We start from the raw sequence: 18,934 nt of genomic DNA, 5'->3' as shown, positions 1-18,934 counted from the left end.
GGAACGCTCTTCTCGTCGGGCCGCACGGTCGGTGGCGGTGGCGGCGGCGGTCAGAGCAACCCCTGCCGACTGGCCACGTACACCGCCTCGGCACGCCGGGAGACCTTGAGTTTGCGCAGTATGTTGCTGATGTGGAACTTGGCGGTGGTGGCCGAGATGAACAGGGCCTGACCGATCTCCTTGTTCGACATCCCCTCCGCCAGCAGCGTCAGGACCTCGATCTCCCGGGCCGACAGGGCCTCGGACGCCGAGCCCCCGCCCTTGAGAGCGTCGAGCACCATCGACGCGGTCCGGGTGTCGAAGGCGCTCTGCCCCGACGACACCGACCGGACGGCGGTCACCAGCTCGGTGACATCCACGTTCTTGACCACGTACCCACGTGCTCCGGCCCGGACCGCACGCACGACTATCGCCTTGTCGAGGAAGGTGGTGAGCACCAGCGGGGCGACGTCGGGGAACAGGTCCCGGACCGCTGCACAGACCCGCAGTCCGTCGAGTTCGGAGCCGCTCCCGAGTTTGAGGTCGATCACCGCGACGTCCGGGCGGGTCGAGCTGATGACCTCCAGCGCCGAGTCCGCGGTTGACGCCTCCCCGACCACCTCGATATCGGGTTCCCGCTGCAGCATCAGCCGCAGCCCTTCGCGGAGGACCGCGTGATCGTCCACCAGGACGGTGCGGATCGTCGCCGGTGGGGTCATGGGGCCGGCTGCCGACGGGGTCATCGGACCGGCCGCCGGTCCGCACCGTCGACGCGGGGCGCCACCACCGTGATCGCCACCCCGCCCAGCTCGGACTCCGCGATGCTCATCACGCCCCCCACCAGTTCCGCCCTCTCCCTCATGTTGACCAGCCCGTGGCGCTCGTCGGGGGACCCGGTCCGGGCGGCCTCGAGCAGGTAGCGCAGGTCCTCCGGCCGGCCCTCGCCGTCGTCCTCCACGGTCAGGCCCACGGCCTCGTCACTGAAGTCCAGGGTCACCACCACGCCGTCCCCCCGCGAGTGTCTCGCGGCGTTCGCGAGCGCCTCACCGGCGATCCGGAGCAACTCGTGCTCGATCTCGTGGGTCGTGGGGAACTCGCTGCCGAGGACCCTGACCTCGGTGGACATGCTCGACGGGACGTGGAGACGACAGAGATCCTCGATCAGCCGACTCAGGCTCCCGTCACCGTCGTCGATCGTGCGGAGGGCGTAGATCACTGACCGCAACTGTTCGACGGCCTGGTCGGTCAGATGCACCGCCTTCTCGAGCAGCGGCCGCTGCTGCTCGGCCCGTCCCACCGCGTCGAGGCCGAGTTGGAGATGCATCCCCGCGCCGAGGACGAGCTGGGACACGCTGTCGTGGAGTTCCCGGGCCATCCGCGACCGTTCCACGTCGAGGATCCGCTGGCGATGCGCGGCGTCGAGCTCCCGGTGGGCGATCTCGAGTTCGGAGTTCCGCCGGGACAGCTCCACCACGTGCCCCCGGGCCTCCTCGTACGCTTCCTCCGCCCGCGCGAGCAGCGTCTCCTTGTCCCGGAACAGGACGGAGTTGTGCAGGGCCACGGCCGCCTGCGCGGCGAGGATCCGCAGGACCACGGTGTCGATGTCATCGGCCGGTCTCCCGGGGTGGCGCCACGACGCCAGCCCGCCGATCACCCCGCCGTGCAGGATCAGCGGCACGGTCACCGCGTCGGGGCCGCCGGCCTCGGCCACCTCGGCGGAGCGGCCGCCCCGGAGCACCGCGAGCAGGACGTTGACCACACCCTTGGGCAGACCGTCCGGCACCGGCGCGAGATCCCGCCCCTCGAACGCCACGAAGCGCCCCTCGGGGTCCACGAGGACGTGCCGTGGTTCGACGGACGGGAGCTGACCGTCCCGGAGGGCCACCAGCGCCCACTGGGCGTCGAGCTGGTCGTACGCGACCCTGAGGACGGACAGCATCAACTCCTCGGGCCCCTCGGCGGTCCGCACCAGCGCCCCGGAGACGCGATCGAGTGCGTGCATGGAACGTCGCAGCCGCGATTCGGCCGCACGGTACTGGTCGAAGAAACTCCTCTTGACCGACCGCAGGCCGAGGAGGGAGTCCAGGTCCGTGGGCCCCTCGGTCATGACGCCTCCCGATAGAGTCGTTCGACGTCCTCGAGGGTGACGGGACGCGGATTCGTGGCCATGCAGAGATCGTCGAGCGCGTGCGCGGCCAACGTGGGGATGTCCTCGCCCCGGACTCCCAGGAGCGTGAGTCCCGACGGGATCCCGACCGACGCGGAGAGGTCCCGGAAGCGGTCCGCGACCCGGTCCGTCACCTGGCCGCCCCGGGAACCGACGGTGACGCCGGCCGCGCGCGCCAGGCCGGCCATGCGGTCCGGAGGCATCACCACCCCGTTGTGTCGGACGACATGGGACAGCAGGACCCCGTTGATCTGGCCGTGGGACGAGTCGTACCGCCCGCCCACCGGGTGGCTCATCGCGTGGACCGCCCCCAGCACGGCGTTGCTGAACGCCATCCCCGCCTCGAGCGACGCCAGCGCCATGTCCTCCAGCTGCACGTGACTGAGCCTCTCGCCGGCCGCGAGCCTGTCGAGCGACCGCGCGCACAGCTCCACGGACCGCAGGGCGTGGGAGTCCGTCAGCGGGCCCGCCGCGCGCGAGAAGTACGCCTCCACCCCGTGCGAGAGCACGTCGATCGCGGTCGCCGCCCCCACGTCCTCGGGGACGGTCGCATGGGTACTCGGGTCGATGACCGTCACGTCCGGCACCAGCGACCGACTCACGATGGTCACCTTGGTCCGGCGGTCCGAGTCGTTGACCACGCAGAACTGCGAGACGTCGGCCCCACTGCCCGCTGTCGTCGGCACGGCCACCACCGGGGGCAGCGGCAGCCGGACACGGTCGACCCCCTCGTACTCGAGGACGTGCCCGCCGTTGGAGACGACGAGCGCGACCCCCTTGGCGGCGTCGATCACCGAGCCGCCGCCCACCGCCACGATCACGTCGCACCCCGAGGAGTGATAGGTCTGCGCGCCCTCGAGGATCTGGGACGCGCGCGGGTTGGGGCGGACGTCGGACCACACGACCGGCTCGGCACCCTGTGCCCTCAGTCCCTCGACGACCGTGCCCGGCCACGGGGTGAGTTCGAGCCACGGATCGGTGACGACGAGGGGGCGACGTGCGCCCAGCCCCATGGCGGCGGTCGCGGCCTCGGGCAGGGCTCCGAAGCCGAAGAGGATCTCCGGCGCGTGGAACTTCGCCACCCGGCCTTCCGACGACATGACCTCACGATAGGCCCGGGGCATCTCAGGCGAGCGAGCTTCCCAGCAGACCTGCCCGTTCGGACAGTTCCGCGGGGTCGCGCGCGGTCACCACCCCGTCCAGGTATCGCGCATACGCGCTCAGTCCGCACGCGGGCCGGTTCCAGTACCTCCGGGCCTCCGGGGTGATCCACGCCATCCGGTGGGCCCGCCTGCTGATGCGGCCCACCAGGTCCTCCCGCGGATCGAGCCCGTTGCTCCGCCCGTCACCCACGATGAGGACCGAGGTCCGGGCGTCGATCAGGTCGCCGTGGCGGTCGAGCAGCTCGGCGAACATCCGGCCGTAGTCGCTGCTCGCCTCGAGATCCAGTCCGGGTGCGGACAGGACGGTCGCCAACGCGTTCTCGCCGGACGACGACAGGAGGTGGTCCGTCACGTCGACGGGTCGGTCGACAAAGGCGACGACCGAACACCGGTTGACCTTCTGGTGCAGGCTCTGGGCCAGCCGCAGGACGAAGCCGGTGACGGGCCGGACCGAGAGCGACACGTCGACCAGGATCAGCAGCTTGAGCGGACCGGGGACGCGGGTCCGGTTCATGATGGTGAACGCCTCGCCGTCCGTCCCCCACGCCCGACGCAACGTGGAGCGAGAATCGAGCAGTCCGCCGGCGAACGGTCGCGATCGTCGGCGGGGGGCGCCACGGATGCGGCGCATCACCTCGTGGGACGCGCGTTCGAGGTCGGCGCTGTCGGTCACCTCCCGGCCACCCCGGACCTCGTCGTCGTCGTCACGTCCGTCGGTGGCGTCCTCCGGGAGGCTCTTCAGGAACGCGACCACCGCGTCGACGAACATCCCCGCCTGCTCGCCTCTCAGATCTCCGCCGTCGTCACCGTGCGCCGCATACACCTGACGGGCGTCGTAGCCGTCGAGGGTCCGCAGGACGTCGAGCGCGTCCGCCCATTCCAACGACTCCTCACCGGACACCGAGATCGCGGAGGACCCCATCTCGCCGACATGGTCCGATGACGCGCGGTCCACCTCGATCTCGTAGGTGACCGAGGACTGCCACCGCTCCGCCCCCTCCTGGACCGCGAGGTCCTCCTCCCCGGTCGCGGTCGAGAAGTCTGAGTCGTCGTAGTGCATGTCCTCGTTCCGCCGGCTCGTCTCGTCTCCCTCGACCAGATCCCCGATCTCGGCCGGGTTCAGGTCCGACGGGGTGGAGGGCGAGGACTCGTCCGTGTCCAGCTCCAGTTCGTCGGGCAGTCCGCCCACCTGCGGGGCGCCGCCGTGGGCCCCTCCGGCGTCCTCGGTACGGGTGGTCAGCACGCCCAGGAAGAAGCGGTCGAACACCGCGTCGAATCCCCGGTTCTCCCGCTGGTACTTGACCGTCACCGCACGGAGCGCCGCCCGCAGGGCCTCGGGCCGGGACGTCCCGATCAGCGCGAGCACCGTCCGCAGCTCCACCACCTCGGCCGGGGAGACCGCCACCTCGCGCTCCCTGAGGAGTCGGCCGAACGCCACGGAGGCGATGTCGAGGACGTCCGAGGGCGAGAGGCGGGACGCCGTCCCGGTCGTCATCGCCGTCCGGTCCCGCGCCCGGCCCCGCTGCGGGCCCGACCGGCCCCGAACGCGGCGGAGGTCGACGCCCCGGTCGCATCGGCGGCCGCCCTCATGTCCCGCCCGTTCCCTGCCGGCTCCTCACCGGGGGCGCCCCCACCGCCGAGCACGCCGCGGGCGACATCGTCGTCGGACCGGTACTTCAGAAGGGCGGCGGACAGGACCCAGCCGAGCTCCGGACCGTCTCCTCCCCACACCGACGCGGCGCGGGCCGCGTCCACCACCTCGGAGATCGACGGAGGCTTGCGCAGCGGCATCTCGCGCAGTCGCCGCGCCTTCTCCACCACATCGGCCGCCACGGTCTCCGGAACCTCCGGTGCGCGGGATCGGACGATCTCCGTCTCCCGTGCGGCGTCCGGGAAGTCCACGTGGAAGTGCAGGCACCGGCGCTTGAGGGCACTCGACAGCTCCCGGGTGTCGTTCGAGGTGAGGATCACCCAGGGGGTGGTGCGTGCGCGGTAGGTGCCGAGCTCCGGGATCGTCACCTGTTTCTCCGCGAGCACCTCGAGCAGCATCGCCTCGAGCGACTCCTCCGTCCGGTCGATCTCGTCGATGAGCAGGACCACCGGGTCCTCGGACATGATCGCCTCGAGCAGCGGCCGGGTGACCAGGAAGTCCTCACCGTGGATCCCCACCTCCATCTCCGCCAGCGCGGCAGAGGCGGCGGCGAGATCCTCGTGCACCTGCAGTTCCACCGTGATCCGATCCCGGAGCATCTGGACGTGGAGCAACTGCTTGGCGTAGTCCCACTCGTACAGTGCCCGGGCGTCGTCGAGTCCCTCGTAGCACTGCAGCCGGACCAGCCGCCGACCGAACGCGGAGGCGAGCGACTTGGCCAGCTCGGTCTTGCCCACACCGGCCGGCCCCTCTAGCAGCAGTGGCCTGTCGAGGACCGTCGCCAGGTGTACGACCGTCGCGAGTTCCCGGTCGATGATGTAGCCCGTCCCGCGGAGCGCCTCCTGCAGGACCTCCACGTCGATCACCGCGTCCGCGGGACCCACCTCGTCGGGGCGATCGTCGATGACGTCCATGGTCGGGCCCTTCCCGTGTTCTGGATGGTGGTGTCCCCCCGGGGGGCGCGCGGGTCGGATCCGCTCGCCCGCCCCCGGGGAGGACCTGGTGGGGTTCGTGCGACCTGCCGGTGCGAGACGGTCAGTACGAACCGGTCATCGCGTGTTCGACCATCGGGATCAGTGACTCGACCGTGGACTCACGCGGGTTACCCGGGGTGCACGCGTCCCCCATCATGTGTTCGGCGATCCTGCGGATGTTCTCCGCCGAGGTGTCGATCCTGTCGCCCTTGCCCTTGTACTTGCCCGTGTCCATCTGGTTCTTCTCGTACAGCCCGGGCGTGATCTGACTGAAGTTGTCGGGGATACCGACGTCCTTGGACAACCGGATGGCGGCCTCCACCGCGGCGTCGGCGGCCTGGACGGTCGTCATGTTGCGGGTGTCCACGCCCATCTGCGGCGCGAGTTCGGCGTAGCGCTGGTAGCGGGACGGCAGGTTGTACTCCCACACCCGGGGCAGGGCGATCGCGTTGTTCAGACCGTGGTGCGTGTCGTAGTAGGCGCTGATCGCGTGGGACATCGAGTGGATCATGCCCAGGCCGCCCGAGTTGAACGCCTGCGTCGCGATGTACTGCGCGTTCATCATCCCGGTCCGCGCCTCGAGGTTGCGGGGGTCGTACACGGCTGTCGTGAGGTTCTCCGCCACGAGTTTGGTCGCGTACAACGCATTGCCCAGCGACGGGGCGAAGTCGAGCCGCGAGACGTACGGCTCCGAACAGTGCGCGAGGACGTCGAAGCCGCAGTAGGCGGTGAAGTGCTGGGGGCAGGAGTAGTAGAGGAGCGGGTCGTCCATCGCCAGCGAGACCAGGCTGGCGTCGTCGAACGCGACCCACTTGTGCGGGTGGTCCATGTCCGAGGTGTCGGTGATCACGTAGGCCCACGAGGTCTCCGCACCGGTCCCCGCCGTGGTGGACACCGCGATGTGCGGCGGGTTCTCGAAGTTGGTGGACTTGGAGAAGCCCTGGAACTCGTTGATGTCGCGGCCGTCGTGGGCGATCACCACGCGCGCGCCCTTGGCGGCGTCGTGGCTGGAGCCACCGCCCACCGAGATGATGCCGTCGCACTTCTCCGAGTTGTAGAGGGCCGCGGCGTCCATGACGTTGTAGTCCTTGGGGTTGGACTCGACCTTGTCAAAGACCACGACGTCGAGCCCCTGGTACTCGATCTTGCCCTTGAGCTCCTCGATGATCCCCGACCCGCGTAGTCCGGTGGTCATGATGAGAACCCGGGTCATCCCCAGCTTCTTGGCCTCCACGCCGAGGATGTCGTGTGCTCCGACACCCAGCAGAGCCTTGGGGAGAGGGTGGAACTCCTTGATCGGCATGTCCCAGATCTGATTCAGTTCGATCGCCATCGTGCGCCTCCTGCTCGAGCGACCCCCACCTTCGGCGGGGCGGTGAATGTGACACCGATCACTCTTGCCCGGCGGCCGCCCTGTCCGGAACAGCTACTGCGGTGTTCTGTCCACCCGGCACACACGGACAGCCCGGATGGCACCGCCGCACCTACCCGAACGGACGGGCCCGGGCCGATTCGTCCCCGACATGACGGGACCGGGCCGATTCGTCTCCGACATTCAGGCCACCGTCGCCGTCGCGATCCCCGCGCCCCTCACGCCCCGAAGCGCCGATCGAGGACGCGACACCGCGCCTCGGCCGCTGCGACGGTGGAGGCGTCCGCGTACCGGGACCGGGCCAGGCTCCGCCACGCGGCGAGGTCCTCCCGCCCGGCGCCGGCGACCCAGGCCCTGAGGACGGGGAGCCGATCAGCGGACAGGACCGCGGCCCGCACCATCGAGTGGAGCTCGAGCCGCAGGTCGGCCACCCCGGGAGCGTCCGAGGCCGGCAGGATCGGTCCCGGATAGGAGGCCACCGCCTTCATCACGTCCCCGGAACCGAGTGCGTCCGTGACCTCTCGGACGTCGGTGACCAGAGCGCCCGGGGCCAGGCGGTAGGGCCTCGAGGTCACCACATCCGGCCCGAACACCCGCCGGAGGCGGGAGACCTCGGCGCGGACGCTGACCTCGTCGAGCCTGTCGTCGGCGAGCAGTTCCGCGAGCGCCCCTCCCGTCAACCCCTCCGGATTTGCGTCGAGCAGGACACAGATCTCGGCATGCCTGCCGGTCAGGGCACGCCCCGCACCTCCCGGGCCGTCCCCGTCGAGGACGCCGGCCCCCGCACCGAGCACCCGCAGCCTCACACGCCCTCCGAGGGGGCGGTCGACCCCGCCTCGCCGGGGGACGACGAGGCCGGCGGCCGTGCGCAGCTCGCCCTCGGCGAGCATCACCGTCGCCCGGATCAGCGCGAGCATCTGGTCCGAGGTGGCGCTGCTCGGGCCGGTGACGTCGATGAGCCCGATCAGTTCACCCGTCGCGGGGTCGTGGACCGGCGCCGCCGCACAACTCCATTCGTGGGCCATCTCGAGATAGTGCTCGGATCCGCGGACCCGCACCTCGGTGTCGTGCCTCAGCGCGAGCCCCGGCGCGTTGGCCCCGACCGCCTCGTCCGTCCAGACCGCGCCGGGGATGAACGCCATGGACTCCGCGCGGGACCTGACCCCGCGGTCACCGATCACCCGCAGCAGTCGTCCCCGCTCGTCCGCGACGGCGACGATGTGCCCGCTGGAGACCACCCCCGGGACGAGGACGGACTCGACCACCGGGAGGACTGACGCCATCCGGTGCTGCGCCACGTGGCGGGAGAGGTCCGGACCCTCCAGTTCGACCGACGGCGCGACCACCGTGGGGTCGATCCCCCGGTGCCTGCTGCGCTCCCACGACTCGGCCACCAGCAGGCTCGCCGCGGGTCCCGTACCCCCGAACATGGCGCCAGTGTAACCCGTATCACAGTAACGAGGATCACGAACCTGATGCGCCCCTCATAAACGGATCTAAATAGACCGTGCTGAACACGGACGGCGGACAACCCTCTACACTTGCCAGTGATACAGGCCACACATGACCTAAGGATCGCAATGACGACCGAGTTCGCCACCCCTCCGGTAACCAAGCCCTTCCCTGTCGAGAACCTCGGCCGGCTCGTGTTCAAGAACGCGGAGGAGGCCCCGAACGACGTCGCTGTACTGCGGCTCGTCGGGACCGACTGGAAAGAGGTCACCTGCGCCCAGTACCTGAAGGAGGTCAAGGGGGTCGCCAAGGGTCTCATCGCCCGGGGCGTCAAGCCCGGTGACCGCCTGGCCATCATGAGCCACACCCGCTACGAGTGGTCGCTCATCGCGTGGGCCTCCTGGGCCGTCGGTGCCGTGACCGTGCCGATCTACGAGACCTCCTCGTCGGGCCAGTGCGACTGGATCCTCACCGACTCCGGCGCGTCCTTCGCCGTGGTCGAGGACCTCGAACTCCGCGAGGTGCTCACGTCCGGCACCGAATGGAACGGCGACATCATGGTCATCGACAACGACCTGATCGCCCAGCTCACCGCCGCGGGCGCCGACATCACCGACGAGCAGGTGGAGCAGGCCTCGCTGGCGACGGGCCACGAGGACCGGTGCGCCATCATCTACACCTCCGGCACGACGGGCAACCCCAAGGGCTGCGAAATCCTGCACGGCGGGTTCGCCGGCGTCGTGATGGCGGTCGAGGAGCAGCTCAAGGACGCGTTCGTCCCCAACAGCCGCACCCTGATCTTCCTCCCGCTGGCCCACGTGCTGGCCCGCATCCTCGAGGTGGCCTGCTTCTACAAGCGCGTCGCCGTGGCCCACGAGCCCGACACGACCAAGGTCGTCGAGCGACTGTCCGAGATCCACCCGACCTTCCTCGTGTCGGTCCCGCGCGTGCTGGAGAAGGTCTACAACTCCGCCGCGGGCAAGGCCGAGGCCGCCGGCGGCGCCAAGGCCAAGATCTTCAAGGCCGCCGTGCAGACCGCGATCGACTACTCCACGGCCATCGAGGGTGGCGGAAAGCCGTCCGCGGGCCTGGCGCTCAAGCAGAAGCTGTTCTCCAAGCTCGTCTACTCGAAGTTGCACGAGGCCCTGGGCGGCGAGTGCAACCGCATCATCTCCGGTGGTGGCCCCCTGGGCGCCCGTCTCGGCCACTTCTACCGTGGCGCCGGCTTCGACCTCCTGGAGGGCTACGGCCTCACCGAGTCCTCGGGCGTGCTCACCGTCAACCCGATCGGTCAGGCGAAGATCGGCACCGTCGGTCGACCGATCCCGGGCGTCACAATCCAGATCGCCGACGACGGCGAGATCCTCGCCAAGGCCAAGACCCTTTTCAAGGGCTACTGGCAGAACCCGCAGGCCAACGAGGACTCCTGGACCGGCGAGTGGTACCACACCGGCGACATCGGCGAGCTCGACTCCGACGGCTACCTGTCGATCACCGGCCGCAAGAAGGACCTCATCGTCACCGCCGGCGGCAAGAACGTCTCACCGTCCCAGATGGAGGACCTGCTCTCGGCCGATCCGCTGATCAGCCAGGCGGTCGTGGTGGGCGACAACCGCAACTACATCGCGGCCCTGATCACCGTCGACTCGGAGACCTTCCCGGCGTGGCGCGACAAGCACGGCAAGACCGGCGAGGTGAAGGACCTGCTGCAGGACGGCGAGCTGGTGGGCGCCATCCAGGACGCCGTGGACCAGGCCAACAAGTCGGTCTCCCGCGCCGAGTCCATCCGCAAGTTCAAGATCCTCGCGGCGGAGTTCACGGTGGAGAGCGGCGAGCTCACCCCGACGCTCAAGCTCAAGCGCAACGTCGTGCACGACCGTTTCGGTAGCGAGATCGAGTCTCTCTACACCGACAACTGAGCCCTCGACCGGTAGCGCCCGGGCCCCACGGGGTCCGGGCGCTCTCGTGTCCGCCCGATCCGGACGTCACCCGTCCGGACGCGCCCCGGCAGGCCGTGGCCGACGAGGGCGAGCCAGATCAGGCGTACATGCCCTCGATCTGCCCGGCGTAGTGGTCCGCGATCACGTGCCGCTTGACCTTGAGGGTCGCGGTCAACTCGCCCGAGTCCTCGGTGAAGTCGCGGGGCAGTAGGACGAACTTCTTGACGCCCTCGGCGTGCGAGACCTGCCGGTTGGCACGGTCCACGGCGAACTGGATCTCGGCGCGCAGCTCGGGGTCGGTGACCAGGTCCTCGGCCGGCCGGCCACTGTGATCGTTCTCCGCCGCCCAGTTCTCGAGCTCGGCCTCGTCCACCGTGATCAGCGCGGAGACGAACTTACGGGCCTCACCGATGAGGACCGCGTGGCCGACGAGTCGATGCGCCCGGATCGCGTCCTCGATCTGCCCCGGCGAGACGTTCTTGCCGCCGGCGGTGACGATGATCTCCTTCGCGCGACCGGTGATCGTCAGATATCCGTCCCCGTCGAGCGAACCGAGGTCACCGGTGGCGAACCAGCCGTCGCGGAGGGCCTCGGCGGTGGCCTCCTCGTTGTTCCAGTAGCGGTCGAAGATCAGCTCGCCGGCCAGTTCCACCTCTCCACTGTCGGCGATCCGGACGCTCGTCCCGGCCACGGGTCGCCCGACGGTACCGATGCGCTGGCAACCGGGGCCGTTCACGGTGGCGGCGGCGGTGCTCTCGGTGAGACCGTAGCCCTCGTAGACGGGCACGCCGACTCCGCGGAAGAAGTGCGAGATGCGGTCGGGCAGGGCGCCGCCGCCGGAGATGGCGTACTCGCACCGGCCGCCGAGCGCCTCGCGTATGGCCTTGTAGACGAGCAGGTCGAGCGCCTTGTACCGGACGGTGTGCAGGAGCGAGGGTCGGCGGGCGTCGTCCAGTCCGTCATTGCCGCGCCGCACGCTGTCCTCGATGGCGATCGCCTCGGCGCGCTCGAAGATCCCCCTCTGCACCGCGCCCTTGGCGGCGGCCTTCGTGGCTATCCCGTCGCGTACCTTCTCGAAGACGCGTGGGACCCCGAGGATCATGTGCGGCCGGAAATCGGCGAAGCGCGGGAGGATGGTGGACGTGTCGTCCCAGAAGCCGACGGTCGCGTCACCCAGGTAGACGGTGTAGGTCACGGCGCGGGCGAGCACGTGGGCCAGGGGCAGGAACATCAGGACCTTCTTGCCCTGCTGCGCCATCGACCCGATGGGGTGGTCGAGCAGCGCGTGACACTCCGACAGGAGGTTGCGGTGGGTGATCACGCAGCCCTTGGGCCGTCCGGTGGTGCCGGAGGTGTAGATGATCGAGGCGGGGGTGTCGGGTTCGAGGGTGGCCACCGCGGCGTCGAGGGTCTCGGCCTCGACGGCCTCACCGTCGGCCGCGAGGGTCTCGAGGGCGCCGTCGTCGAGGTAGAGGATCCGGGTGCAGGTGTCGGGGACGTCGGTGTCTCCGACGACGACGACGTGGTCGTCGTTCTCGGCCACGAGGACCTTTGCAGCGGAGTCGGCGAGGATCCACTCGAGCTGCCCTGCGGAGGATGACGGGTAGATCGGCACGGTGATGGCTCCGGCGGTCCAGACGGCGAGGTCGACCAGCACCCATTCGAGGCGGGTTCCGGCCATGAGCGCCACCCGGTCCCCGGGCTCGACGCCGGCCGCGATGAGTCCGGCCGCGATCGTGTCCACGCGCTCGACGAGTTCGGCGTTGGAGACGGATCGCCACCGACCGTCGCCGTGGTGTTCGAACGGGACCGCCCGTGGTTCGGTGGTGGCGCGCCCTCGCGCCACCACCGGGATCAGGTCGGAACGGGTGAAGGTTCGCTGGGCGGGGACGGTGATCTCGCGCATGCCGGATGCGGCCTTTCGGACGACGACGAAAATGGAGCGCGGTCCATTGTCGACCCGTCGGGGGCCGGCGGCAATCGGGGGACCATTCCCTGGTCGCACCCTCGTGCCATGTCGCCCTATCACGTACACTCACGGATAGACAGACCTGTTCATTCTTCAGAACGGAACCCACAAATGGCGAAGATCTACTCCGACATCACCGAGACCATCGGCCACACGCCGCTGGTCCGCCTCAACTCCCTGACCGACGGTCTGCACGCCACGGTGCTCGCCAAGCTGGAGTCCGCCAACCCGGCCGCCAGCGTCAAGGACCGTATCGGCGCCGCGATCATCGACGACGCGGTCGCCTCGGGTGCCCTCAAGCCCGGTGGCACCATCGTGGAGGGCACCTCCGGCAACACCGGCATCGCGCTGGCCATGGTCGCCTCCGCCCGCGGCTTCAAGTCCGTCCTCGTGATGCCCGACACCATGTCGGTCGAGCGCCGCGCCGTCATGCGCGCCTACGGCGCCGAGCTCATCCTCACCCCGGGCTCCGAGGGCATGAAGGGCGCCGTGGCCAAGGCCGAGGAGGTCGCCTCCACCCGCGAGAACGCGGTCCTCGCCCGGCAGTTCGCCAACCCGGCCAACCCGGACGTCCACCGCCGGACCAGCGGCCCCGAGGTCTGGGAGGACACCGACGGCGAGGTCGACATCTTCATCGCCGGCATCGGCACCGGCGGCACCATCACCGGCGCCGGCGGCTACCTGCGCGAGCAGAAGTCGGACATCCAGATCGTGGCCGTCGAGCCCAAGGACTCGCCGCTGCTCACCGAGGGCAAGGCCGGACCGCACAAGATCCAGGGTCTCGGTGCCAACTTCGTCCCCGAGATCCTCAACCGGGACATCTACGACGAGGTCATCGACGTCACCCTCGACGACTCGCTTCGGATCGCCAAGCGTCTCGGCACCGAGGAGGGCATCCTCGCCGGCATCTCCTCCGGTGCCAACGTGTGGGCCGCGCTCGAGGTGGCCAAGCGCCCGGAGAACGCCGGCAAGACCATCGTGGTGATCGTGTGCGACTACGGCGAGCGTTACGTGTCCACCATGCTGTTCGAGGACTACCGCGACTGATGACCGACCCGACTCCGTCGAACGCGGACGCGCCCGCGACGGGCATCCTGCGCACCCTGCGCGAGGATCTCGCCGCGGCGCGTGCCCACGACCCGGCGGCCCGGGGAGATGTCGAGAACGCAATCGTCTACTCCGGCCTGCACGCGATCTGGTCCCACCGGCTCTCCCACCGGCTGTGGGTGGCCGGCGGGGCCGGCCGGTTCGCGGCCCGCGTCCTGAGCCAGTTCACCCGGTTCCTCACGGGAATCGAGATCCACCCCGGTGCCACCATCGGTCGACGGTTCTTCATCGACCACGGCATGGGCGTGGTCATCGGGGAGACCGCAGAGATCGGTGACGACTGCATGCTCTACCACGGGGTCACCCTGGGCGGCGTCTCGCTCAAGCACGTCAAGCGCCACCCGACCCTGGGCGACCGCGTGACCGTCGGCGCCGGGGCCAAGATCCTCGGCCCCGTCGAGATCGGTTCCGACTCCTCGGTCGGCGCCAACGCCGTGGTGGTCAAGGACGCGCCCGCGAACTCGATCGTCGTGGGCATCCCGGGCGTCGCCAAGCCCGCCAAGGAGTCGAAGGAGGAGCTGCGCGACGCGCAGTTCTACATCGACCCCGCCATCTACATCTGATCCCGAGCGATCCGAGACCCACCCCCTGCGAGTGTTCGGGGTGGGTCTCGGCCTCTGTCACGGCGTCGGCCCTCCCCGTGGCCTGCTCGCGCGCGATCCGGGGGTGGCTCGAGCTCGGCGGGCGGGGATAGGATCGCCGTCACCGCACCCGGAATCGAGGTGACCGGAGCCATGACGACGATGCGTGCCTGGGTGGTCCGCGAGCCGGGGCCACTGGCTGAATCACCGCTGGACCTCGTCGAGCTGGCAGTGCCCCGGCCCGGACCGGGCGAGATCCTGCTCCGCGTCCTCACCTGCGGGGTGTGCCGGACCGATCTGCACGTGGCCACCGGCGACCTCCCCGTCCGTCGACCACGGGTGGTTCCGGGTCACGAGATCGTCGGAGAGGTCATCGGATCTGGGCCGGGGTGCGTCCGATTCGCCACCGGGGACCGGGTGGGCGTCCCCTGGTTGCGCAGTACCTGCGGGAGCTGCGACGCCTGCCGGACCGGACGGGAGAACCTGTGCGGCCGGTCCCGCTACACCGGATGGGACGCCGACGGCGGTTATGCGGAGTTCACGACGGTTCCCGAAGCCTTCGCCTACGCCCTGCCCGACGGGTTGGACGACCTCTCGGCCGCACCGCTGCTGTGTGCGGGCATCATCGGCTACCGCGCCTTGAAGCGCGCGGTGCTCCCGCCGGGCGGACGGCTGGGTCTCTACGGCTTCGGCGGTTCGGCCCACCTCACCGCGCAGCTCGCCCTGGCGCAGGGCGCGGAGGTCCACGTGCTCACCCGGGGTGAGGGCGCCCGCCGGTTGGCACTCGAACTCGGGGCGACCTCGGCAGGGGGCGCTGACGAGCAACCCCCGGTCCCACTCGACGCAGCCATCCTCTTCGCCCCGGCCGGCGAGATCGTCCCGGCGGCCCTGGCGGCACTCGCCCCCGGCGCGACCCTGGCCGTGGCCGGCATCCACCTCTCCGACATCCCCCGGCTCGACTACCAGCGGCACCTGTTCCACGAGAAGACCATGACCAGTGTGGAGAGCAACACCCGGGCCGACGGCGAGGAGTTCCTCGCCCTGGCCGAGCGCCTCGGCCTCCGTCCCACCACCCACGAGTACCGGCTCGACGAGGCCGCCGACGCCCTGGCCTACCTGGACGCGGGCGACGTCCGTGGGGCGGGCGTTCTCCGCGTGGCCCACCGGTCCACGAACTGACTCGTCCACAGGCTGACCGGAACTCCGGTTGCTCTTGGCACCAGCTAACCTCGGCACCATGGGACGACGGACCAGTCGTCACCCCGCGCGGAGGATCATCGCCGGCAGTGACGCCAGACGTGAGGTGGCTACCCTGGCGGTGGAGGAACCGCTGGAGATCCGCCTCGGCGGACGTCCGTACCTCGTCACGATGCGCACCCCGGGCGACGACATGGACCTGGCCGCCGGCTACCTGGTGTCGGAGGGCGCGATCTGGCACCGTGACCATCTACCCGAGATCTGCTACTGCACCACCGCGAGCGGCCGCACCGAGCAGGACTACAACACCCTCACCGTGACCCTCTCGCCCGACGTCCCGGAACCGCGGTCCGCGCGCGCCACCACCATGAGCAGCGCCTGCGGGGTGTGCGGCGTCGACTCGATCGCGGAGGTCCGCAAGGCCACCCACTTCCCCGCCGAGCCGGCCGCACCCCTGGTCGAGGCGACGGTCCTGCTCTCGCTGCCCGACCGGCTCCGCGAAGGTCAGGTCGTCTTTGGCAGGACCGGCGGCGTCCACGCGGCGGCCCTGTTCTCCCCCGCCGGCGACATGCTGTGCCTGCGCGAGGACGTGGGCAGGCACAACGCGGTCGACAAGGTGGTGGGCTGGGCGCTGCGCGAGGGCCGACTCCCGTTGCGGGAGACGATCCTGCAGGTCTCCGGCCGGGCCTCGTTCGAACTCGTGCAGAAGACGTCGATGGCGGGGATCCCGGTGATCTCCGCGGTCAGCGCACCCTCGTCGCTGGCCGTGGACCTGGCTGACGAGACCGGGGTGACGCTGGTCGGGTTCAGTAGGGGTGACCGCGCGACGGTCTACACCCACCCGGAGCGCGTCGACGGCTGACCGGCCGCCGCGTGCACACCGGGCCGCGTGCACACCGGGGCTGCGGCTGCGGCGCGATGTCTTCCGGCGCACAATGGGCACATGAGCCTGCTCCCCCGCATCCGTCGGTCCGCGCCCGTCGCCGACATCGACGAGGACGACCTGCGGGTCGGCGAACCCGAGACCAGCGCGGCGGGCCTCAAGGCGGTCTCGGTGGCACTCGAGCGGGGGATCTCGCAGGCCGGCGTGACCCGCACGGTCCGGGCGATGACCAGCCTCAATCACCGGGGCGGCACGGACTGCCCGGGCTGCGCCTGGCCCGAGTCCATCACCGGGCCGCGCAAGCCGGCGGAGTTCTGCGAGAACGGCGCGAAGGCAGTGGCGGAGGAGTCCACCACCCGGACGGTGACCCCCGAGTGGTGGGCCGCGCACCCGATCCGCGAGCTACGGGACAAGACCGAGTACTGGCTGGGCAACCAGGGCCGGATCACCGAGCCGGTGGTGCTGAGGCCGGGCGACGAGCACTACTCGCCGATCGGCTGGCGTGAGGCGTTCGCGCTCATGGCCGAGCACGTCAACGCCACCTCGCCGGACCGGTGCGTGTTCTACACCTCGGGGCGCACGGCCAACGAGACGGCCTTCATGTACCAGCTGCTCGCGCGCTCGATCGGCACCAACAACCTGCCCGACTGCTCCAACATGTGCCACGAGTCCTCCGGGTCGGCCATGACGCCCACGATCGGCATCGGCAAGGGGACCGTCTCGCTCGAGGACTTCGAGCACGCGGACGTCATCCTCGTCGTCGGACAGAATCCCGGCACCAACCACCCACGGATGCTCTCCACCCTCACCGACGCCCGACGACGCGGGGCCCACGTGGTGGCGGTCAACCCGTTGCCCGAGGCCGGTCTGCTGAACTTCGCCGATCCCCAGTCCCCCACGGGGATCGCCAAGAGCCTCGTCGATGGCGGGGGCGAGACGGTCGCGGACGACTTCCTGCAGATCAAGGTGGGTGGCGACCTGGCCCTGTTCCAGGCCCTGGGTCACCTGCTGCTCCGCGCGGAGGAGGCGGCCCCCGGAACGGTGGTGGACCGCGAGTTCGTCGAGTCGTCCACGGAGGGGTTCGAGTCCTACGCCGCCGCCCGGGCTGACCTGGACTGGGAGGCCACGGAACGCGCCACGGGCCTGCGCCGCGACCAGATCGAGCGCCTGGCCACGCGGCTGGTGCACTCCGAGGGGACGATCATCTGCTGGGCCCTGGGGCTCACGCAGCAACCGCATTCTGTGGACACCCTGCGCGAGATCGTCAATGTCCTGCTGGTCCAGGGGAACTTCGGCAAGCCTGGCGCCGGTGCCTGCCCGGTCCGTGGGCACTCCAACGTGCAGGGCGACCGCACGATGGGGATCTGGGAGAAGCCGGTACCGGCTCTGTTGGACGGGCTCGACGACGAGTTCGGCATCAGCTCGCCGCGGGAGCACGGGTACGACTCGACGGAGACGCTCGAGGCGTTCGAGCGCGGCGACGTGGACGTGTTCGTCTCCATGGGCGGCAACTTCGCGAAGGCCTGCTCGGACACCGACGTCCTCGAGAAGGGTATGCAGCGCACCGGACTCACCGTGCACGTGTCGACCAAACCGAACCGCTCGCATGTGGTGCACGGTCAGACCTCGCTGATCCTGCCGACGCTCGGTCGCACGGACCGCGATGACCGGCATCCGGGTGGCGCGCAGTTCGTCTCGGTGGAGGATTCGATGTCGGTGATCCGGTCCTCGACCGGGCGACTCGAGCCCGTCTCGGAGCAGTTGCTCAGCGAGCCGCAGATCGTCGCCGGCATGGCCGAGGCCATCCTCGGTCACCACCACGAGGTGGGCTGGCGGGCGATGGCCGACGACTACGACGTGATCCGCGATCACATCGCCCGCGTGATCCCGGGTTTCACCGACTACAACCGGCGGGTGCGGCAGAAGTCCGGGTTCGTGCTGCCCAATCCGCCGCGTGACACCCGGTCCTTCGCCACCGCGTCGGGGCGCGCGCACTTCACGGTCGCGCCGCTGGAGTGGTTGGAGGCGCCGGCCGGGCACCTGATCCTGCAGACCGTGCGGTCGCACGATCAGTACAACACCACCTACTACGGCTTGGACGACCGCTACCGGGGGATCTCAGGAGGGCGGAGGGTGATCCTGGTGAACCCCGACGACCTGGTCGACCTGGGGTTTCAGGATCGTCAGCTGGTCGACGTGGTGAGTGTGTTCACCGGCTCGGACGGCGCGACCACCGAGCGCCGGGCCGACGAGTTCAGGCTGGTGTCCTACCCGACGGCCCGCGGCTGCTGCGCGGCGTACTTCCCCGAGGCCAACAATCTGGTGCACCGGGAGAATGTGGCGCGGGAGTCCAATACGCCGGGCTTCAAGGCGGTGACCGTCCGGTTCGAGCCGCGCCCGTCGGCCCCGAGGAGCTCGCCGAGCGCCAGCGAGGCAAGCACCGCAGCGGGACGCGCATAAACACAGAGCGCTAGCGAGCGCAGCGCGGCGTCCCCGGTA

14 protein-coding genes are annotated in these 18,934 nt (G+C 70.0%); 6 read left to right on the top strand and 8 right to left on the bottom strand.

From position 1 onward, the window contains the following. Positions 1 to 50: 50 nt before the first annotated feature. The 7 genes from A6048_RS01175 to A6048_RS01145 form a co-directional block, all read right to left on the bottom strand. Entirely contained in the window at positions 51 to 722 is a 672-nt protein-coding gene (locus A6048_RS01175) for a MadR family response regulator transcription factor (RefSeq protein WP_107747864.1), read from the bottom strand. Beyond that, a complete protein-coding gene (locus A6048_RS01170; RefSeq protein ID WP_107747863.1) occupies positions 719 to 2,086 on the bottom strand; it encodes a GAF domain-containing sensor histidine kinase in 1,368 nt (455 codons plus the stop codon). Before A6048_RS01170 ends, A6048_RS01175 begins: the two co-directional genes overlap by 4 nt. Next, positions 2,083 to 3,246 carry an iron-containing alcohol dehydrogenase gene (locus A6048_RS01165; protein WP_162845705.1) on the bottom strand — a complete coding sequence of 388 codons (1,164 nt, stop codon included), beginning with the start codon at positions 3,244 to 3,246 and terminating at the stop codon, positions 2,083 to 2,085. The genes A6048_RS01170 and A6048_RS01165 overlap by 4 nt, the downstream gene beginning before the upstream one ends. A 25-nt stretch (positions 3,247 to 3,271) precedes the next feature. Then, positions 3,272 to 4,804: a VWA domain-containing protein gene (locus A6048_RS01160; RefSeq protein ID WP_107747861.1), complete on the bottom strand. Its 1,533-nt coding sequence runs from the start codon at positions 4,802 to 4,804 to the stop codon at positions 3,272 to 3,274. Next, positions 4,801 to 5,874, bottom strand: a complete 1,074-nt coding sequence (locus A6048_RS01155; RefSeq protein ID WP_067714965.1) for a MadB family AAA-type ATPase — start codon at positions 5,872 to 5,874, stop codon at positions 4,801 to 4,803. The genes A6048_RS01160 and A6048_RS01155 overlap by 4 nt, the downstream gene beginning before the upstream one ends. Before the next feature lie 121 nt (positions 5,875 to 5,995). Next, positions 5,996 to 7,267 carry an NDMA-dependent methanol dehydrogenase gene (gene mdo, locus A6048_RS01150; RefSeq protein ID WP_107747860.1) on the bottom strand — a complete coding sequence of 424 codons (1,272 nt, stop codon included), beginning with the start codon at positions 7,265 to 7,267 and terminating at the stop codon, positions 5,996 to 5,998. A gap of 257 nt (positions 7,268 to 7,524) precedes the next feature. Continuing rightward, on the bottom strand, positions 7,525 to 8,736 hold the full coding sequence (locus tag A6048_RS01145) for a GAF domain-containing protein (RefSeq protein ID WP_107747859.1): 1,212 nt from the start codon (positions 8,734 to 8,736) through the stop codon (positions 7,525 to 7,527). A 150-nt stretch (positions 8,737 to 8,886) separates the two neighbouring features. Here A6048_RS01145 and A6048_RS01140 point away from each other — a divergent pair, with 150 nt between their 5' ends. After that, positions 8,887 to 10,677, top strand: a complete 1,791-nt coding sequence (locus tag A6048_RS01140) for an AMP-dependent synthetase/ligase (protein ID WP_107747858.1) — start codon at positions 8,887 to 8,889, stop codon at positions 10,675 to 10,677. Positions 10,678 to 10,795: 118 nt separating this feature from the next. Here A6048_RS01140 and A6048_RS01135 read toward each other — a convergent pair whose 3' ends face one another. Beyond that, on the bottom strand, positions 10,796 to 12,604 hold the full coding sequence (locus tag A6048_RS01135; RefSeq protein WP_107747857.1) for an AMP-dependent synthetase/ligase: 1,809 nt from the start codon (positions 12,602 to 12,604) through the stop codon (positions 10,796 to 10,798). 174 nt (positions 12,605 to 12,778) lie between these two features. On the opposite strand from A6048_RS01135, the gene cysK reads away from it, so the two are divergent. The 5 genes from cysK (at position 12,779) to A6048_RS01110 (ending at position 18,895) form a co-directional block, all read left to right on the top strand. Then, positions 12,779 to 13,714, top strand: coding sequence for a cysteine synthase A (cysK, locus tag A6048_RS01130; RefSeq protein ID WP_107747856.1), 936 nt, complete (start codon positions 12,779 to 12,781; stop codon positions 13,712 to 13,714). Then, positions 13,714 to 14,337, top strand: coding sequence for a serine O-acetyltransferase EpsC (epsC, locus tag A6048_RS01125; protein ID WP_107747855.1), 624 nt, complete (start codon positions 13,714 to 13,716; stop codon positions 14,335 to 14,337). The genes cysK and epsC overlap by 1 nt, the downstream gene beginning before the upstream one ends. A gap of 180 nt (positions 14,338 to 14,517) precedes the next feature. Beyond that, entirely contained in the window at positions 14,518 to 15,534 is a 1,017-nt protein-coding gene (locus A6048_RS01120) for a zinc-dependent alcohol dehydrogenase family protein (protein ID WP_107748080.1), read from the top strand. A gap of 58 nt (positions 15,535 to 15,592) precedes the next feature. Continuing rightward, positions 15,593 to 16,414, top strand: a complete 822-nt coding sequence (gene fdhD, locus A6048_RS01115; RefSeq protein WP_107747854.1) for a formate dehydrogenase accessory sulfurtransferase FdhD — start codon at positions 15,593 to 15,595, stop codon at positions 16,412 to 16,414. Positions 16,415 to 16,495: 81 nt separating this feature from the next. Further along, the gene (locus A6048_RS01110) at positions 16,496 to 18,895 is read left to right on the top strand and encodes an FdhF/YdeP family oxidoreductase (RefSeq protein WP_107747853.1); all 2,400 of its coding nucleotides are present in this window, start codon (positions 16,496 to 16,498) and stop codon (positions 18,893 to 18,895) included. Positions 18,896 to 18,934: the final 39 nt, after the last annotated feature.

It is taken from the genome of Dietzia psychralcaliphila (genome assembly GCF_003096095.1).
Taxonomy (GTDB): domain Bacteria; phylum Actinomycetota; class Actinomycetes; order Mycobacteriales; family Mycobacteriaceae; genus Dietzia; species Dietzia psychralcaliphila.
This window is presented reverse-complemented; position numbering and strand designations above follow the sequence as displayed.